Annotated in this window: 14 protein-coding genes; 2 read left to right on the top strand and 12 right to left on the bottom strand. The window is 43.9% G+C overall.

Annotation, left to right across the window (positions count from 1 at the left end; all coding sequences use genetic code 11):
- Positions 1 to 3: 3 nt before the first annotated feature.
- The 4 genes from MHH25_RS15510 to MHH25_RS15495 form a co-directional block, all read right to left on the bottom strand.
- Positions 4 to 1,722 carry a discoidin domain-containing protein gene (locus tag MHH25_RS15510; protein WP_340020419.1) on the bottom strand — a complete coding sequence of 573 codons (1,719 nt, stop codon included), beginning with the start codon at positions 1,720 to 1,722 and terminating at the stop codon, positions 4 to 6.
- A gap of 71 nt (positions 1,723 to 1,793) precedes the next feature.
- Positions 1,794 to 3,479 carry a hypothetical protein gene (locus MHH25_RS15505; protein WP_340020418.1) on the bottom strand — a complete coding sequence of 562 codons (1,686 nt, stop codon included), beginning with the start codon at positions 3,477 to 3,479 and terminating at the stop codon, positions 1,794 to 1,796.
- Positions 3,480 to 3,734: 255 nt separating this feature from the next.
- Complete coding sequence (locus tag MHH25_RS15500) at positions 3,735 to 4,604, bottom strand: carbohydrate ABC transporter permease (RefSeq protein WP_315935497.1); 870 nt, start codon at positions 4,602 to 4,604, stop codon at positions 3,735 to 3,737.
- An 18-nt stretch (positions 4,605 to 4,622) separates the two neighbouring features.
- A complete protein-coding gene (locus MHH25_RS15495; protein WP_036616097.1) occupies positions 4,623 to 5,507 on the bottom strand; it encodes an ABC transporter permease subunit in 885 nt (294 codons plus the stop codon).
- 317 nt (positions 5,508 to 5,824) lie between these two features.
- Between MHH25_RS15495 and MHH25_RS15490 the strand changes: the two genes are divergently transcribed.
- Positions 5,825 to 7,534, top strand: a complete 1,710-nt coding sequence (locus tag MHH25_RS15490) for a histidine kinase (protein WP_340020417.1) — start codon at positions 5,825 to 5,827, stop codon at positions 7,532 to 7,534.
- On the top strand, positions 7,534 to 8,883 hold the full coding sequence (locus tag MHH25_RS15485) for a response regulator (RefSeq protein WP_076253112.1): 1,350 nt from the start codon (positions 7,534 to 7,536) through the stop codon (positions 8,881 to 8,883). The genes MHH25_RS15490 and MHH25_RS15485 overlap by 1 nt, the downstream gene beginning before the upstream one ends.
- Positions 8,884 to 8,986: 103 nt before the next feature.
- Here MHH25_RS15485 and MHH25_RS15480 read toward each other — a convergent pair whose 3' ends face one another.
- The 8 genes from MHH25_RS15480 to MHH25_RS15445 form a co-directional block, all read right to left on the bottom strand.
- A complete protein-coding gene (locus MHH25_RS15480) occupies positions 8,987 to 9,433 on the bottom strand; it encodes a GNAT family N-acetyltransferase (protein WP_340020416.1) in 447 nt (148 codons plus the stop codon).
- Positions 9,434 to 9,570: 137 nt separating this feature from the next.
- A complete protein-coding gene (locus MHH25_RS15475) occupies positions 9,571 to 10,194 on the bottom strand; it encodes an effector binding domain-containing protein (RefSeq protein ID WP_340020415.1) in 624 nt (207 codons plus the stop codon).
- 337 nt (positions 10,195 to 10,531) lie between these two features.
- The gene (gene dnaN / locus MHH25_RS15470) at positions 10,532 to 11,656 is read right to left on the bottom strand and encodes a DNA polymerase III subunit beta (protein ID WP_076317851.1); all 1,125 of its coding nucleotides are present in this window, start codon (positions 11,654 to 11,656) and stop codon (positions 10,532 to 10,534) included.
- A 27-nt stretch (positions 11,657 to 11,683) separates the two neighbouring features.
- Positions 11,684 to 11,920 (bottom strand): ribbon-helix-helix protein, CopG family, encoded by a 237-nt coding sequence (locus MHH25_RS15465; RefSeq protein ID WP_076317852.1) that lies wholly within the window; start codon positions 11,918 to 11,920, stop codon positions 11,684 to 11,686.
- 576 nt (positions 11,921 to 12,496) lie between these two features.
- A complete protein-coding gene (locus MHH25_RS15460) occupies positions 12,497 to 13,363 on the bottom strand; it encodes an aldo/keto reductase (protein WP_076317853.1) in 867 nt (288 codons plus the stop codon).
- Positions 13,360 to 13,752 carry a metalloregulator ArsR/SmtB family transcription factor gene (locus MHH25_RS15455; protein ID WP_047843023.1) on the bottom strand — a complete coding sequence of 131 codons (393 nt, stop codon included), beginning with the start codon at positions 13,750 to 13,752 and terminating at the stop codon, positions 13,360 to 13,362. The genes MHH25_RS15460 and MHH25_RS15455 overlap by 4 nt, the downstream gene beginning before the upstream one ends.
- Before the next feature lie 202 nt (positions 13,753 to 13,954).
- The gene (locus tag MHH25_RS15450; protein WP_340020511.1) at positions 13,955 to 14,770 is read right to left on the bottom strand and encodes an SDR family oxidoreductase; all 816 of its coding nucleotides are present in this window, start codon (positions 14,768 to 14,770) and stop codon (positions 13,955 to 13,957) included.
- 45 nt (positions 14,771 to 14,815) lie between these two features.
- A complete protein-coding gene (locus tag MHH25_RS15445; protein ID WP_036615677.1) occupies positions 14,816 to 15,568 on the bottom strand; it encodes an SDR family NAD(P)-dependent oxidoreductase in 753 nt (250 codons plus the stop codon).
- Positions 15,569 to 15,636 lie beyond the last annotated feature (68 nt).

Genomic DNA, 15,636 nt, shown 5'->3' with positions numbered 1-15,636 from the left:
TCGTTAATTGGTCTCCGATCCAAATACCTTCACTTCCCAAAGTCTTGGCGTGTACCAATTGTTGGGGTTGTTATGAAGTGCCGCATTTTGCATATTAATTCGTACATACCTGGCAGCAGTGCTCGATAGCGTATCTGATGTGAAACCGTAAGATGTATTATTGGTTCGATCCAATGCCACGGTCCAGTTTACATTATCCGTACTGGTCTCGATTTTGTATTTGTAATAACCTTCGGAGCCTTTTTGCATCCACCAGGAGATTTGCACATTATTCAACTGTTGAACGGAGCCGAGGTCGACCTTCCACCAATGTGGCCAGGAACTGCCTGTGCCTACCCATTCGGTTTGATAGTTACCATCATTAGCATAACTTGCCGGGTTTGTTCCAGTAGCCGTTTGGGCTGTTGCCGGTTTGCCTTGTGACAGTAGTTTTCCATTCTGAACGGGAACGACAACATCATCGCTTGTGTTGTACAGGACTTGATCAAAATAATCATAAAATGCGTAACCATCAGAGAACCAAACGGGAAGCAGTCGTTCCTCTGTTGTTCCATTTTGCGTACCTGCCCAGCCGAACATCCAGCGATACGCAACCATGACCACGTTGTTACCCGTATCTGGCTTCACCCGCATGACGGAACCCGACTGCGCCGAGAAGGTTGACGTGTTACCAATCGTCCGTAATTCAGACCAATCTCCGTCTATGTTTGTTGCTGATGAATACAGGGGTATACTCGGATACCAACCTGCCGCTTGGGAAGAGAACAAATAATAAATACCATCTTTTTTGATCATCTTGGGCAGTTCCCTGTGTTGATTTTGATAAATAACAGAAACTTGATGATCCACATCCAACCAATCGGAGGTTAACTTATATAAGATGGTGTCCGAATTATTATTGGCCGTAGAGATTAGATACGCCGAATCATCATCATCTTTGAAAATGGAGATATCCCGGGATTGGTTCCCTTCCGGCCGAAAGCTTTTGTGAAATGTAAAGTCTTCTCCAGGCGTGGCTGAAGCCACCGATACTCTGGCAAGCGTGTAGTCTGTACTGTTTTCATAGTGAGCCCAAAAAACAAACTTGTTCGTTGGCGCATGGTAGAGGATATTGATCCCCTCAAATTTTGAATTCGCCAGATCGGGATGATCCGTGTAGGACAGGACCACTTTGTCGTTACCGTATGTGATGTCATCCGTTGATGTCTGTTGAATCATTTCGCCAAAACCGCCTGATGACTTTTGCACGAAATTAAATCTGTAGTAGGTGTCTCCAACTTTAAGTTCATTCGGGAGCATAAGCGTTGATTGCGTTGTGTTATCAAAAGTTGTGAGGTCCTCTGGAAGGCTGTAAGGGGTATATTCTGGCGAGACAGCAGAGGTTAACAAGGAAGTTCCGCCATATGCCTTCACTTGATACTTGTATGTGTTACCTATATTGAGTTCATAATCATCCGTCGTTGTACCTGTTAAGGTCTGTAATAACGTATAAGGCGCATTGTTCTCTGATCTGTATAACTCGTATGCAGTCGCTCCCTGGACAGGTGCCCAATGAATTTTGGCATTGGATACTTCGGATTCATTCTTCAGGACAAACAGTGTTGCGGCGATCTTGGTCTCTTCACCAGCAGCAGCGTGAACGGTTTGAGCTGAGGACGTGAAATGCACTGTTAACAACATCAATGCAATGACGATAGCCATCCACGATTTACCTTTGATCATGTCTCATCATCTCCTTTTTTAGAAGACCAACCTTCCTGTTGTAGGAAGGCTGATCCAGGTGAAACTTGACTTTATTTCAAATTCATCAGTGTCATTACATCCGTCTCGCTGGCTTGGTTGTACCATTCGTTAACTTCTTCGATCACGGTGTCTCCGCCTTTTTCATGCCACTGTTTCACAAAGGTATCAAATGCTTCAAGTGGCTCATTGCCATATATGATTTTGGTGAACGTCTCCTGTTCCATGGTGGTCAACTGTTCCCACACATTTTGCATCGTTGGCGTTGGCGGACCGTTAAACTCATTTGGCAGTAAAACATCTCTGTTTTCATACGAAATCCGATATCCATCCTGTGTTGTTTGATCCTTCGAGGCGCTCTGAATGAGGACACCCGTGTCGGCTTTAACTCCATTCGCCAGATCGTAGTAGGATTGGCCGGGACCATCAACACTCGGTGTATTTTTGGTAAATGCCATTTTTCCAACGCCTTGTACAGCCTCTAATGGTGCATTGAATTTCGTTGGATCAAAAGTGACTTCATCGTTAACGATATCGTAATCGTATCCTTGAGCGTACCCGTACTTGAAATCCCCGGTGCTGAACGCCGCATCGTACATTTTATCGTAGTACAAGAAGAAGGCTTCCATGTTCTGAAAATCCTTGTTAAACATGAACACACCATCGTTCAACTGGGCGGATTGATAGGTCTTATCACCGTTCACGCCTTGAATGGTCGGATAAGCACTAATTTTTGCACCCTCCACATTTTTCTCCACGTCCTTCACACTGTCGTAAAGCCAAGGACGACCAATGATGATACCAGCTTTCCCCTCCGTAAAATCGGACAGAGCATCCCAGGCCCCTTGGGTGGCCAATTCTTTGTTCAAGTACCCTTTTACATACCAATCGCGTAACTTGGCAAGTGCCTCTTTGTTGCCAGGAGCCACAGATCCATAGGTGAGTTTGCCATTGTCGTTATGCCATTGCCTTGGAAGATGTTTGCCCGTGTATGCGCTGAAAATCATGACCGGATCGCTGACCCAGCCCGTATTGTAGGAATCTTTACCTGAAAAAGTAAAGCCGTATGTGTCTTTCTTGCCGTTCCCATCTGGGTCCTCATTGGTGAACGCCGCGATGACTTGTTCAAACTCATCAATCGTTGTTGGCGCTTTCAAATTCAACCTGTCCAACCAGTCCTGGCGGATCAACATGACTTCGCCTTCCGTCAGATTCGGCGCAATCGCCATCCCGTAGACCTTACCCTCCCTAACCACTGGATTGAAGGTGGTTGGGTATTGTTTGTATATTTCTTTTATCCGGTCAGGCATGTAGGTTGAGATGTCTTCTGTAATCTCCTTGACCTGCCCCGACTCGATCAGATCATTGACCAGCATGGTATCATAGACAGGCAGAACGTCTGGTAGTTTCTCGGAACCCGTCAACGCCAGCCGCAGCTTGGTATTATATTGTGAAGCATCACCTCCCAGCAGGGTGGTTTGGATTTTGATACCCAGATTTTGTTCGCCCCAGCGAGTCAATACATTGTCATTCAACGTCTCACCGTTGATGTACTTTCCAGCATTTTCATCCTGTTGTTTGGCGATGGTGATTGTAAACGGTGGATCATATTTTCCGTCTTTAAGCACCGATGCCGGTGCGGTCTCGGAAGCACTCTCCCCTTTGCTACAGCCAGCCATAAGAACAGCCGACAGCATAACCATACTTACCATTTTCCATAAATCAGTTCTTTTCTTCATGGAAACATGCCCCCTTCACTCATACTCAATTTGTTTTCTATATAAGTTCAACTAATTGCATATTTACACTGGCACTCCGATGACAGAACAACCTTCCGATCGCTGTTATTCCCAGAATTTTTGATTCACTTTTACAAAGGTGAAATTCTGGTAATAAAGGCGAACGCTCCGCTTCTTCAGGTCTCTTCTGTCCTCTCCGTTATCGTGTAAATTTTAGTTGAACATATATAGCGATCCAATTTTTCGTCATCCTAACTATTCTTTGACGGCTCCTAGTACAATTCCCTTCACGAAATATCGTTGTAAAAAAGGATAGACCAAAATGATCGGTAGCGTGCTTACAAAAATTTGGGCTGCCTTGATGCTCTGTTCAGACATTGCGGCAACCTCAGACTGGCTCATCGCCATATTCTGCATATTGCTCTGCACGACGACCGTCTGTAAAAACGAAGCCAACGGGTACTTACTTGCATCCGACATGTACAAAATCCCGTCAAACCAGGAGTTCCAGTGCCCTACCATAATGAACAAGGATACGGTCGCGATGCCAGGCAGAGATAATGGTAAATATATTTTGCTGAGAATTACGAAGAAGGACGCTCCGTCAATGAAAGCTGCTTCTTCCAGGGCTTTGGGAATCGTTTTGAAAAAATTGACGAGAAGAATCAAATTATAAGCACCAAAAGCGCCCGGTAACACAAGCGCCCAGATGGTATCCTTTAATCCAAGGGCTGTGATCAATATGTAAGAAGGTATCAATCCCCCCGAGAAGAGCATGGTAAAGATAAAAAACCACATGAGCACATTGCGTCCCCGGAATTCCTTGGACAGGGCATATCCTGCACAGGTAAGAATAAACATGCTGATGGTTGTACCCAATACGGTTCGAGTGATGGATGTTAGCATGGCACCGTTGAAATTAGAATTGTTGAACGTTTTTACATAGGCGTCCACATTGAACCCCACCGGCCAAAATGAAACCATATTACCGCTAATGGCCGCTTTGCTGCTGAGCGATTGCGCCAATAGATGAAGCAGTGGTAGGAAACACGCCAGCCCCGCCAGTATCATAAACACGTAATTAAAATAGGAGAATACTCTATAACCTGTCGTTTTATGGTACATAATCCCTCTCCCTCCTTGTTAGAATATTTTGTAATTGGCATACTTATAGGCCAGCCTGTAAGAGACAACGATCAAGATCAAGCTAATTCCCGATTTGAACAGTCCTACAGCGGTCCCGAAGCCGTATTGCCCGTTTAACAAGGATGAACGGTAGACATAGGTGTCAATGATATCTCCCGTACTGTAGACAAGTGGATTGTACAGATTGAAAACCTGATCAAAGCCCGCGTCCAGAATATTGCCCAGACTCAGCGTAGAAATGACGATAATCATGGGCAACATGCTAGGCAAAGTTACGTATCGAATTTGCTGCCGGCGTGTGGCACCATCGATCTCGGCCGCTTCGTAATAAGATGGATTAATTCCCGCAATGGTCGCCAGATAAACAATCATGCCAAAGCCAAAGCTCTTCCACACATCGCTGATCACAACCGTAAATCGAAACAGATCAGGATCACCCAAGAAGTAAATGGGATCGTTCCCGAAAATACGTGTCAAGATGTGATTGATTCCTCCGTCTAATCCCAGAATGTCAATCATCAACCCTGCCACAGTAACCCAGGACAAGAAATGCGGCAGATACACCAGTGTCTGTACACTTTTCTTAATGCCCATATTTCGGATCTCGCTCAGTAGAATAGCCATGACGATCGGAACGATAATACCAACGATAATTTTAGAAACGGCGATAATTAACGTATTAACGATCGCTTGTGTGGCTTCTTTGTACTGGAAAATTCGTTCGAAATTATCTAACCCGATCCACCGTGAACCTGTGATGCCCAGCCATGGTTTGTAGTCCTGAAATGCCATGAGCAAACCTACCATCGGGCCATAAGAAAAGATGCAGACAAACACAAATGCGGGAATACACAGTACGTACAAAGGCCAGCTTTTCTTAATTTCCTTTTTGAATGAAGTCCGCTGGGATAGCTTTGTTTTTGTTTTTTTCGCAGATCTGGCGGGTACAATCTCGTTAATGTTGCATACCTCCTCTATGATGGCTTTTTGAAAGCGATCCTTGAAGATAAGCTTAACAAAAGCGCTCTCACTCCAAAATGCCAAAATTTCAAGATCATCACCCCACCCTGAAGCACTTTAAAACCGCTTTCATTTATCACTCTTGCTGCTCTTCCGCTTTTCGAAGGTTTGGCTTATATTAAAGTTAATCCGATCTGGATTTTACACTTCTGCGTTTGGCGATATGAAAGGAAACACATATGATCAGAAAAATGTATATGAAGCGATTCATCTATTTCTTTGTTTTTTTTCTGCTGCTGACGTTAAGTTTGTTTTTCGTGATGAACCGATTAAGCTCCAAGACACTTGAAGAAAATCTGATTGGCGCTTCCAAAAACCAGCTTGATTATGTGAAAGGCATTCTGGACGGGATTATATACGAGGCTAACATGTACGGAGTTCAATATGCAGCTGACAGTGATGTCCGATTTTATCAGAGGCATGTTATCGAACTGAGCAATTACGATTCCCAAATGAAGAAAAACGATATTGTTGATCGCTTGCGGCAAACGCTCCTATCCAGTCGATCGATTGAATCGATCGGCATTTACTGGAAGTCTGAAGAAACGTTTCTGTCCACCAACAGTACGCCGGAGGCGAGACTTCCGTTCAAGGATGTTCATCAACGGGGATGGCAGATCGTCGGCAATAGCTTGTATTACTTTGCCCTCTACCCTTACATCCAAAAATCCGGACAAAATGAACCGACTCAGTACGTCGTTGGTGTAAAGCTGAATACCGATTATTTGAAAAATCTGCTGAAAAAGGCTGTGAACAACGACAGCTCAAACGCTTTTTTTTGGTTTAATTCCCATCAGTTATGGAGTGAGAAAGAAGTCGACAACGATCTATTGAAAGCGGTTACTGAAATGATTTCTCCACAGCCGGAGATCACTTTGAAATATGATTATCACACCAAGTCGGACGACTATTATGTTCTTTCCCGATATATTGAATCAATCGACGCCTACCTGATTACATATACACAGACGAATGATTTTCTGCAACCGATTGACCGCAACCGTAAAGTTTTTTTTGCTAGCATTTTAGCCGTTTTCACGCTTGGTCTGGTTGTGATCTTTACGTTTTATCGGAACTACTACCGTAATATTCGTTTGTTGGAGCGGAAGTTTTCACAGGTCGAACAAGGCAATCATAATACTCGTATTACCGAAAATACGGATAGAGAGTTTTACAGCCTGTTCAGAAGTTTTAATCATATGGTTACCGAGATCCAGGATCTGTTCGTATCCTTGAAGACTGAAACGGAACTAAGACGAAGTGCGGAACTTCAACAACTCCAGGCTCAGATCAATCCCCATTTTTTGTACAACAGTTTGTTTTTCATCATGTCGGTGGCTCAATTCTCACCTGATTCTGTCATGCGCATGAGCAAACATCTAGCTGAATATTATCGTTATTTAACCAAGTTGGACCGGCATGAAGTCACGCTGGAAAGCGAGCTTCAGTTTGCGGAACATTTCTTGATCATTATGGCTCTTAGCAAAAAAATGGAGTACAGCATTGATTTGCCGCCAGAACTGTCCTCCCTGCCCCTCATGCCGCTGATCATCCAGCCAGTGGTTGAAAATGCGATTCAACATGGCATTGAAGGACAACAAGGTGCCCATCGGGTGACGATTGAAGTAAAACAGACGGAGGTTGCGATAACGATCAAGGTCTCCGATGATGGCAAAGGTCTTTCACTGGATGATATCCGTAGCCTGGAGGCCCGGCTTGAGAGTGATACCCCGCCTGAAGGAATTAAAGGCGTAGGGCTCTGGAATGTAAATCAACGTCTGAAAAATACGTACGGCGAACATAGCGGGTTACATTTTACTACTAATGATTGGGGCGGCTTGTCCGTTCTGCTGCTCATCAGCATTCCCGTGGTGAAAGGAGATAACTAATGCGATTATTAATTGTGGATGACGGACATTATGTCGTTGAGTATATGAAGCACTTGCTCGATTGGAACACCTTTGGCATTGATCAGATCGAGACGATGACCAATTCGATTGAAGCCCGAGAGATGTTGACTCAAAACCACATCGATATTCTGATCACTGACATACGAATGCCTGAGGTTTCCGGTATTGATCTGCTTCAACATATCCACCAACATAACTTGCCAACCAAAGTGATCATCCTTTCTGGCTACTCCGAGTTCGAATATGCGCAACAAGGAATCCGTTTAGGTGCGCTGGACTACTTGCTCAAACCTGTCGACAAAGATGATGTGGAGAAAGCCATGTCCAAAGCCATCAACAATATTACAAAGACTAAGCCCGCTCAATCTGTTGCATGGGAGAACTTCGATGGATTGGAGTATCTGCTTTCCTTGCTTGTTCACAATGAGACATTAAGGAAGCAATATGATGCGTATACTGAATTTTTAGGTCATCGTCGTATGTGCTGCTTCAAGCTGGAGGGTTTCACACAGGAACATGAGGATGCTATAAAACATGCTGTCGGAGACAAATTGGATCGTCTCGTGTGGGCTGCGGGAACGGGACTGTTCGGTCTGGTTCCGGAAGAAGCTGCTGCAGAACTGACCATCAAACTGGAGCAATCGGTCGCGTCTCCTCCATTTTTGTTGACTGATCGAAATTTGACCCGACAGATGTTCTACAGGTTCTTTCTTAATGAGGACGTATACTCAGACGACTTCAATGGCATATTCAACCATTCTCCGTCATGCGGTGATTGGGAGTCCGCGGGAAATATCATTAAAAAATATGATCACTTCCATCTCCATAAACAAAAAATAATCTTTCTCATGGAGACCATTCTATATGTATATCTAACGGATAAGGATCGCGATCCCTCTGAAACCGTGGAGTGGATATTCAACCAGTTACGGTATCCTGATGAACTATCCTCAACTCTCATGGATCGGGTCAGTCGGATCAGAAACAACAAACAGATGTCCATTCAAACCATCGTTGACAAAGTACAAACGTATATCGAAGACCATCTGTCACATGGCCTTAGCCTGGACGAACTGGGGAAAGTTGCACATCTCCATCCCGTTTACTTCTCCAAACTGTTTAAACAAGAAACGGGCGAAAATGTGTCAAACTACATCTCCAGGAAGAGGTTGGAGAAGGCTTCTCAACTGCTTCAAGATTCGGAACTCCGTGTAGCCGATATAGCCCAGATGGTTGGTTACCGAAAAAATCAATATTTTATCCAGTTGTTCAAAGTGGAATATGGAGTTACGCCCTACCAGTACCGCAGAAATATGATCCATCAATGACTTCGGTTGAATATGTTACATAATGGATATGTCCAATGCATTACCGAAAAAGCCCAACTTCCACTCTTGTGTTTACAGAGTGAGTTGGGTCTTTTTAGTACAATTAATGGGTTAGGTCGATCACCTTATCAAAGCAATATGAATCTTTGTCATAGCCGTTATGCTCATAAAAAGCATGGGCGTCGGTTCGCTTCATTCCGCTGCATAAAATAATACTTGATATTCCCCGTTCTTTAGCATAATTTTCAGTCTGTCTTAGTAGTTTTGTACCTATCCCTCTATTTTGCAACTCCCTTTTAACAGCAAGCGCCTGAATATGTAGATAACCAATTGGAACTCCTACAGATAATGACTGTACAATAGTTACAAAACCGACCACATTATTTTCTATCAATGCGACAAATGTTTTGTAATTCCCGGCCTTATTCATCTCTTCCATAGTCACTAGGAAGTTTGCATCATTAACATTACGAATTTCAAGTACATCATTCCATAAAAGAACAACTTCAGCATAATCATCTGATATAATTTCTCGAATTTTAATATCCATACTATTTGTGTTAAGGTTCTCCGCGCTATTTGCAACGGCAAGTTATAGGGCCATCCTTTGTGGGGATGACCTTTATTAATCTAGATTTGTTCAGTTTACATCTTCGTTAACGCCTGCAATTCGCTCTCATAAGAGGGTTATTTTTTCTTCACCGGTATCCAGATTTCTCCTGAACCATTCCCATGCCGTGCCATTCCATAATACATTTCGAAAGTAGGGCCCTCAACCTGTTCGTATTCAGATGTCGGAAACCACTCAGAATAGATTCGTTCCCATAGTTTTTGCATATCACACTGCGGCTCCGGGAATACCGCCCACGTTAATGTTGGGATAGCAAGTTTTGTGAATCTCTCCGGAATCTCAAGCCCCTTAGGTACATGATAACAGATCATGTATTTGAAAGATTCTTTAGTGTGATCATAAAGGGCGGCGTGTAACATGGTGTCACCAAAACGTCCCAGTAAGTCGTTCATCATATCAACGCTGCCATCATCATCACATTTTATACGGAATAGAGGAACTTCAGAGAACGCTGTTTTCTGGTCTGCATTTATAATTCCATATACTCCAAACATCTCAAAAGAATCTCTTTGCTCAATACGGTAATTCATTTCGACATCCCCTTTTATTGAAATATGAAAGGACATTCGAGGATAGGCTTTTAGAGAAACGCCTGTATCACGCGCGGATATAGGCATAATACCATGAAGATTCTTAAAGGCGCGTGCAAACGCCTCCGGCGAATCATATCCATATTTCATAGCTACATCAATAACCTTTGAGCCTGTTGTCTGCAGTTCGGAATGCCGCCAATGTCAACCGTCGACGTCGAATGTATTCCGATAACGTTACGCCAGTAATAAATGGAAACATTCTTTGAAAATGATAGGTAGAGCAACAGGCTCTATGTGCTATTTCCTCATATGAAATAGTGTCCGCTAAATTTGTTTCGATATATTCCATGGCACTATTCATCCTGACCAACCAATCCATCCTACTCCCTCCCTTCAAGGTGATTTTATGGGAAATAAATAATGAATACCTTGCAATTTCTGCACGAAAAAGTCAGTAAAAAACTTGCTCTATGGATGATACGCTTCACCGGGTCATCACTGGAGTAATCAAGAACAGAGTAGACATGAGCGAATCATCTGGAAGTACGACGATGGGACTCGTTTTTCCTGCATATCTTAATCGGATACTCTCGCAATCTATGTTACGAAGTATATCGATAAAAAACTTTCCATTTAGTGATATCACAAATTCTTCCCCACACATCTCTAATAGTGGAATTTCATTGTGAATATCTCCAACATCGGCTGTTTTGGACAATAGTTTTAATGTATCTGCATTAGCTACTAATCTAATCACTTGTTCACTAGCCATTACAGTTACGCATTCAACTGCTCTCAACAAACATGCTGTATCAACTGCGATTTCACACAAATAAGATTGAGGGATTACATTCTTTATGGATGGGAACGTTCCTTCAATAAGAGCAGACTCCACTTTCAGTCCAGTTGTCACGAATTTAACTCGATTATTACTCACTTCAATTTCAGTTGTGTCATCTGTTTTGTTTAATATTTTCGATAATTCATATAGATTTTTCGCTGGAATAATAGCGTTCAAACTGTTGTGGGTAGCGTCTTCTAAATGCAAAGCGCGGTATGCAAGCCGCACTCCATCTGTAGCAATTAAGTTAAGACAATCATTACTGCATTCCAAAGAAACTCCTGTTAATATGGGGCTGGTCTCGGACGTTGATGCTACGATTGCTAGCTGTTTAATAGTCGAACGAAGTAAGGAAGTATTAATGCGTAGTTTAGTAGAAGGGAACGCCTCTCCATCATCAATGGAAGGGAATTCTGTAGGGTCCATCCCGCATAAACGTAATTGAGAATGACCGGATACAATCGAAAGAATCATTGGCTCTTTAATTTCAAGTATAACTTTGTCATCATTAAATTTACGAATAATATCGTGAAAATAACGCGATGGTATAACGATAGCCCCTGTTCTTTTTACAGTCAGAGAAACATCATCTTGAACAATCATAGACTGTATCGTCATACTTGTATTACTTGCCGTAAAAGTAACGCCATCTGCACCTGCTTGAATATGTATTCCTTGAAGAATAGGTATTGGACTATTCGCTGCTACTGCCTTTATCACATATTGTATGGCATTCATAAGAGAATTTTTTGTTATCTCTACCAGCAAAGACCTCACCTACCTCGAATAAAAAAATTATTTTGTATAGAAGGACTCAATGATGTTACGAATAGCCTCCGAACGAGAAAGTTTATGCTCTGTGCAATGGTTTTCGATTTCCCCCCACATGTCCTCTGTTAGAGTTAAAGATATTTTTTTAGTCACACCTATACTCTTTCTCCCGGAACCTTCTCGCAGACCACCTCTCGAAAAGACAAAACCTAACTGCCCTTCTTTATTAGCGACACCAACTTTAACCTTATTATTGTTCAATATAATGACGCTCCTTCATTTTGATTTAGGTAACCTCATTCAAATGGATCTCTTCTCATATTATCATGTCTCTACATGGATTTACAATATTTCAAAAGCGATTGCTGAAGAACAACTCATCGAATGTAAAGCTGGGACTATCTCAAAAGGAATTCCCTTCGCTTCAAGCGCTAACGAACCTACCACACTTTAAACGGCGGATTTTTAAGGAACGCAGCATGTAACGAACCTCATTAACTTAATTCCATCGTAAACCGCCTAAACATCAAATAAATGGACCAACTCGATGAAATAACGTCTCTATGATTCGTTAGAATTCAAACCTATGCAAATGAGAGCAAATAGCGTGTGCTAGGTCCGTTAGAACTGTATAATCCTGACAAAGGGCTGTACCCGGTCATGCTCATGACTCACAGGACAGCCCCAAGAAAATAATTACGTATAGACACCTTTTTATATACTCAACTGAACTTCGGGAATCGAAGTGTCGCTTCATGTTCGGGAAGAAAGAAGCTTTTGGGGAATGACCACCAGATTTGAGTATCCGGTTGTTGTTCAAAATCGAATTATGATCCATCAATGAGAACGAATAAATAATTTCATCAAATTGATATAAAACGGGTTGACCATGTAGCCATTTGGACTTACGGAATATCTCTTACCCGTGTCCAACCGTCGTATTTGTTCCATTTCCTTCTCATTCAACTCAAAGTCGAATGTTTCTTTGTTCTCTTTTATCCGTTGAGGATTCGATGATTTGGGGATGACAATAATTCCGCGTTGCAGATGCCAGCGCAAAATGACTTGCGCAACCGATTTCTGGTGGCAAAGGGCAATTGCCACCAGCTCCGGATGCTCCAGCAGCGCTTTGCTTCCCTGCCCCAACGGTCCCCAAGCCTCATGCAGAATCCGATGTCGAACCATATAATCATGCAATTCGTGTTGCGGAAATTCCGGATGGGTCTCGATCTGATTTACCATCGGCGAAATCCGGGAATGTTTCTTCAGATGCTCCAGATGCCGGATCTCGAAATTGGCTACACCTATAACTTTGATTTTACCTGCGTCGTATAACTCTTCCATCGCCTTCCAGGCGTTCACGTATTGAGGACCGGCAAAATGAATCAAATACATATCGAGATATGTTACGTTCAGCTTCTGGCAAGTCTGCTCGAACGCCTTTTTCGTCGCACGGTACCCCAGGTCTGTCGTCCATACCTTGGAGGTAATGAAGAACTCCTCCCTGGGAATGCCGCTGTTTTGGATGACCCGACCTAGCGCCGCTTCATTACCGTAAATTTTGGCCGTATCGAAATGGCGATAACCCATTCGAATAGCCTCCTCGACAGTCCTTTCGAAGGTCCCCCCGTCTTTGATCTTATATAGGCCGAACCCGAGTTGAGGAATGTCCACTCCGTTTGCCGCTGCGACTGTCTGATTCATTCGCAACTCCCCCTCCCCGTTTTTTCTAATTGTTGTTCCGATGCTTGTTCTTCACATTGCGTTAGCAACTTTTCTATCTCGTTCACCAGGTTTTTCAACAATTTCAACTTGCTACCGGAGTCAAGGCTGTAATAGTTGAGAGTTCCTTCTTTACGAACACTTATTATCTGTGATTCTTTCAATATTTTCAGATGATGTGATACGGTCGGTCGGGAAAGATGAGTTTTCATCCTGATCTCTCCTACGCGCATGCCGGGTTTTTGCGGCCCTTGAATCAAGGCTATGAGGATGGCTTGCCGGGTTTCGTCACCGATCGCATTCAACACCTTCTGATTGTTCTTAAATTCGATAGCAATCGTGGTCGCAAGTTCCTGATCCAGGTAAATCATCCCCTCCCATTTAGAATGTGTAATACTTTTGTAGATACAGCCTATCACAATCTCGGATTCGGCTGTACATCGGGAAAGAAATTCAAGAACCTATTTTTTCCACGTCTTAAGAATACATTAGCAAAAGAAGAAGCCACCCCTGACGAATGGAGTGTCTTCTATTAATGGTTGTTATTTTTTTAAAAAGGCGTGAAAATTCCAATCAGTTGTTGAAGTAATGAGACTGTTTAAGGTCGGGAATCAGTGCAGGTTGCACTGGCCGCCATCCCATAAGTTCCTGAGTTGCAATGCTTGATCTCGGGATATCGAGCGATGCGAGTGTGCTGAGAAAGCCAAAATGGGCATCTGCCTCTTCGCGTGAAATGCTGACTACAGGTACGTTCAGCTGCTCACCAATAGCACTCGCGATGTCGCAAAATGGCACTCCTTCATCTGCGACCCCATCTAGTCGTGAACCAGCGGGTGCCTTTTCTAACGCCAGACAATATAGATGCGCCACAGCCGGCCAGCGGTTGTTCCCCTCTCCCACATAGGCTGAGAAGCCCTTAATCTTGGCAATATTGATCAGGCTCGGCACAAATCCTGTGTCACCCTCACCGTGTACCGATGGACAAAGCTCTACAATCGATGTACGCACTCCACGCCCTGCCAGCGCTAACACCATGTTCTCCGTTGCCACTCCATTCACATGTGTGGTGATTACGAACGGCTTGCCAGATCCTTCAAGTGCCGCCCCCATCGCTTCTACGGCATGCAGATCTGTTGTGAGTGCTCCAGCGAAGTTCGAGAAGTCGTGATGGAATGCCAGATGAATGACGCCATCCGCAGCAGCTGCACCACTACGGAGGCTGTCAAGATCGTTGATGTCACCGCGGTGTACTTCGGCCCCGGACTCTTTTAGTTTCGCTGCACTACTGTCTGAACGCACGAGACCGATGACCTGATGCCCCCTTTCAATAAGTTCGCTGGTGACAGCGGAACCGATGTAGCCTGTTGCTCCTGTTACGAAAACGCGCATCATGAAATCCTCCTTAAGTTACTCACCCTCATTGTATAACTATGATCACCAAGCAATGGGTCCATCCTCATCTGAGAATGTTCCTGTTGGGCCATCCGCTCCAATCATCGCCAGCCGGACCGCTTCACTAGCCCCTTGTTCAACACTACGAGTACCAGCAAAATTATTAAGCGCAGTGGATGTGAAGCCAGGACATGCCGCATTGACCTTGATGTTTGTTGATTCAAGGGCAAATGCAAAGGCAAGTGTCACCGCATGAACAGCTGATTTTGATGCCGAATAGGCACCAAACATCGCACGATGCGAGTTTTCCGGAATAGAGTTCCAGCTAAGAGACCCCCCGGTACTGCCTATGTTGACGATACGTGCTGCCGGGGCCTCCCGCAAAAGTGGCAACATCGCCTGCGTGACAGCAATAACACCAAAAACATTAGTCTCATAAACTGTACGAATATCTTCAAGCGAAGCAACGGTCAAAAGACCACTCGCTGCGCCACCGTTTGGAAATGGTTCACCCGATCTGCCTGCGTGCGAGATCCCCGCATTGTTCACGAGTACATCGAGACGACCAAATTCGTCCCGAATACGTTCTGCAGCAGCAGCGATGGAGTTTTCATCTGTAACGTCGAGCTGGAGAGCGTGTGAATCTGAACCGATGCTTTTTGAGGCAGTTTCTCCATTCTCGAGGCTGCGAGATCCAACGAGCACGGTGAATCCCTGTTTCGTGAGATCCTTCGCAATTTGAAGGCCGATACCTTTATTAGCCCCGGTGACCAGAGCGACAGGTTTATCTTGCATAGTTATAATCTCCTTTTTTTGTGATTGGTGGGTCCATATGAACTAAGTTGACGCGTCAACCTTGGATC

It is taken from the genome of Paenibacillus sp. FSL H3-0457 (assembly GCF_037981725.1).
GTDB lineage: Bacteria > Bacillota > Bacilli > Paenibacillales > Paenibacillaceae > Paenibacillus > Paenibacillus amylolyticus.
This window is presented reverse-complemented; position numbering and strand designations above follow the sequence as displayed.

Excerpts from the sequence above, each read along its gene's own strand:
- MHH25_RS15510 (WP_340020419.1), bottom strand. The coding sequence starts at position 1,722 with ATGATCAAAGGTAAATCGTGGATGGCTATCGTCATTGCATTGATGTTG.
- MHH25_RS15505 (WP_340020418.1), bottom strand. The coding sequence starts at position 3,479 with ATGAAGAAAAGAACTGATTTATGGAAAATGGTAAGTATGGTTATGCTG.
- MHH25_RS15500 (WP_315935497.1), bottom strand. The coding sequence starts at position 4,604 with ATGTACCATAAAACGACAGGTTATAGAGTATTCTCCTATTTTAATTAC.
- MHH25_RS15490 (WP_340020417.1), top strand. The coding sequence starts at position 5,825 with ATGATCAGAAAAATGTATATGAAGCGATTCATCTATTTCTTTGTTTTT.
- MHH25_RS15485 (WP_076253112.1), top strand. The coding sequence starts at position 7,534 with ATGCGATTATTAATTGTGGATGACGGACATTATGTCGTTGAGTATATG.
- MHH25_RS15480 (WP_340020416.1), bottom strand. The coding sequence starts at position 9,433 with ATGGATATTAAAATTCGAGAAATTATATCAGATGATTATGCTGAAGTT.
- MHH25_RS15475 (WP_340020415.1), bottom strand. The coding sequence starts at position 10,194 with ATGAAATATGGATATGATTCGCCGGAGGCGTTTGCACGCGCCTTTAAG.
- MHH25_RS15460 (WP_076317853.1), bottom strand. The coding sequence starts at position 13,363 with ATGAATCAGACAGTCGCAGCGGCAAACGGAGTGGACATTCCTCAACTC.
- MHH25_RS15455 (WP_047843023.1), bottom strand. The coding sequence starts at position 13,752 with ATGATTTACCTGGATCAGGAACTTGCGACCACGATTGCTATCGAATTT.
- MHH25_RS15450 (WP_340020511.1), bottom strand. The coding sequence starts at position 14,770 with ATGCGCGTTTTCGTAACAGGAGCAACAGGCTACATCGGTTCCGCTGTC.
- MHH25_RS15445 (WP_036615677.1), bottom strand. The coding sequence starts at position 15,568 with ATGCAAGATAAACCTGTCGCTCTGGTCACCGGGGCTAATAAAGGTATC.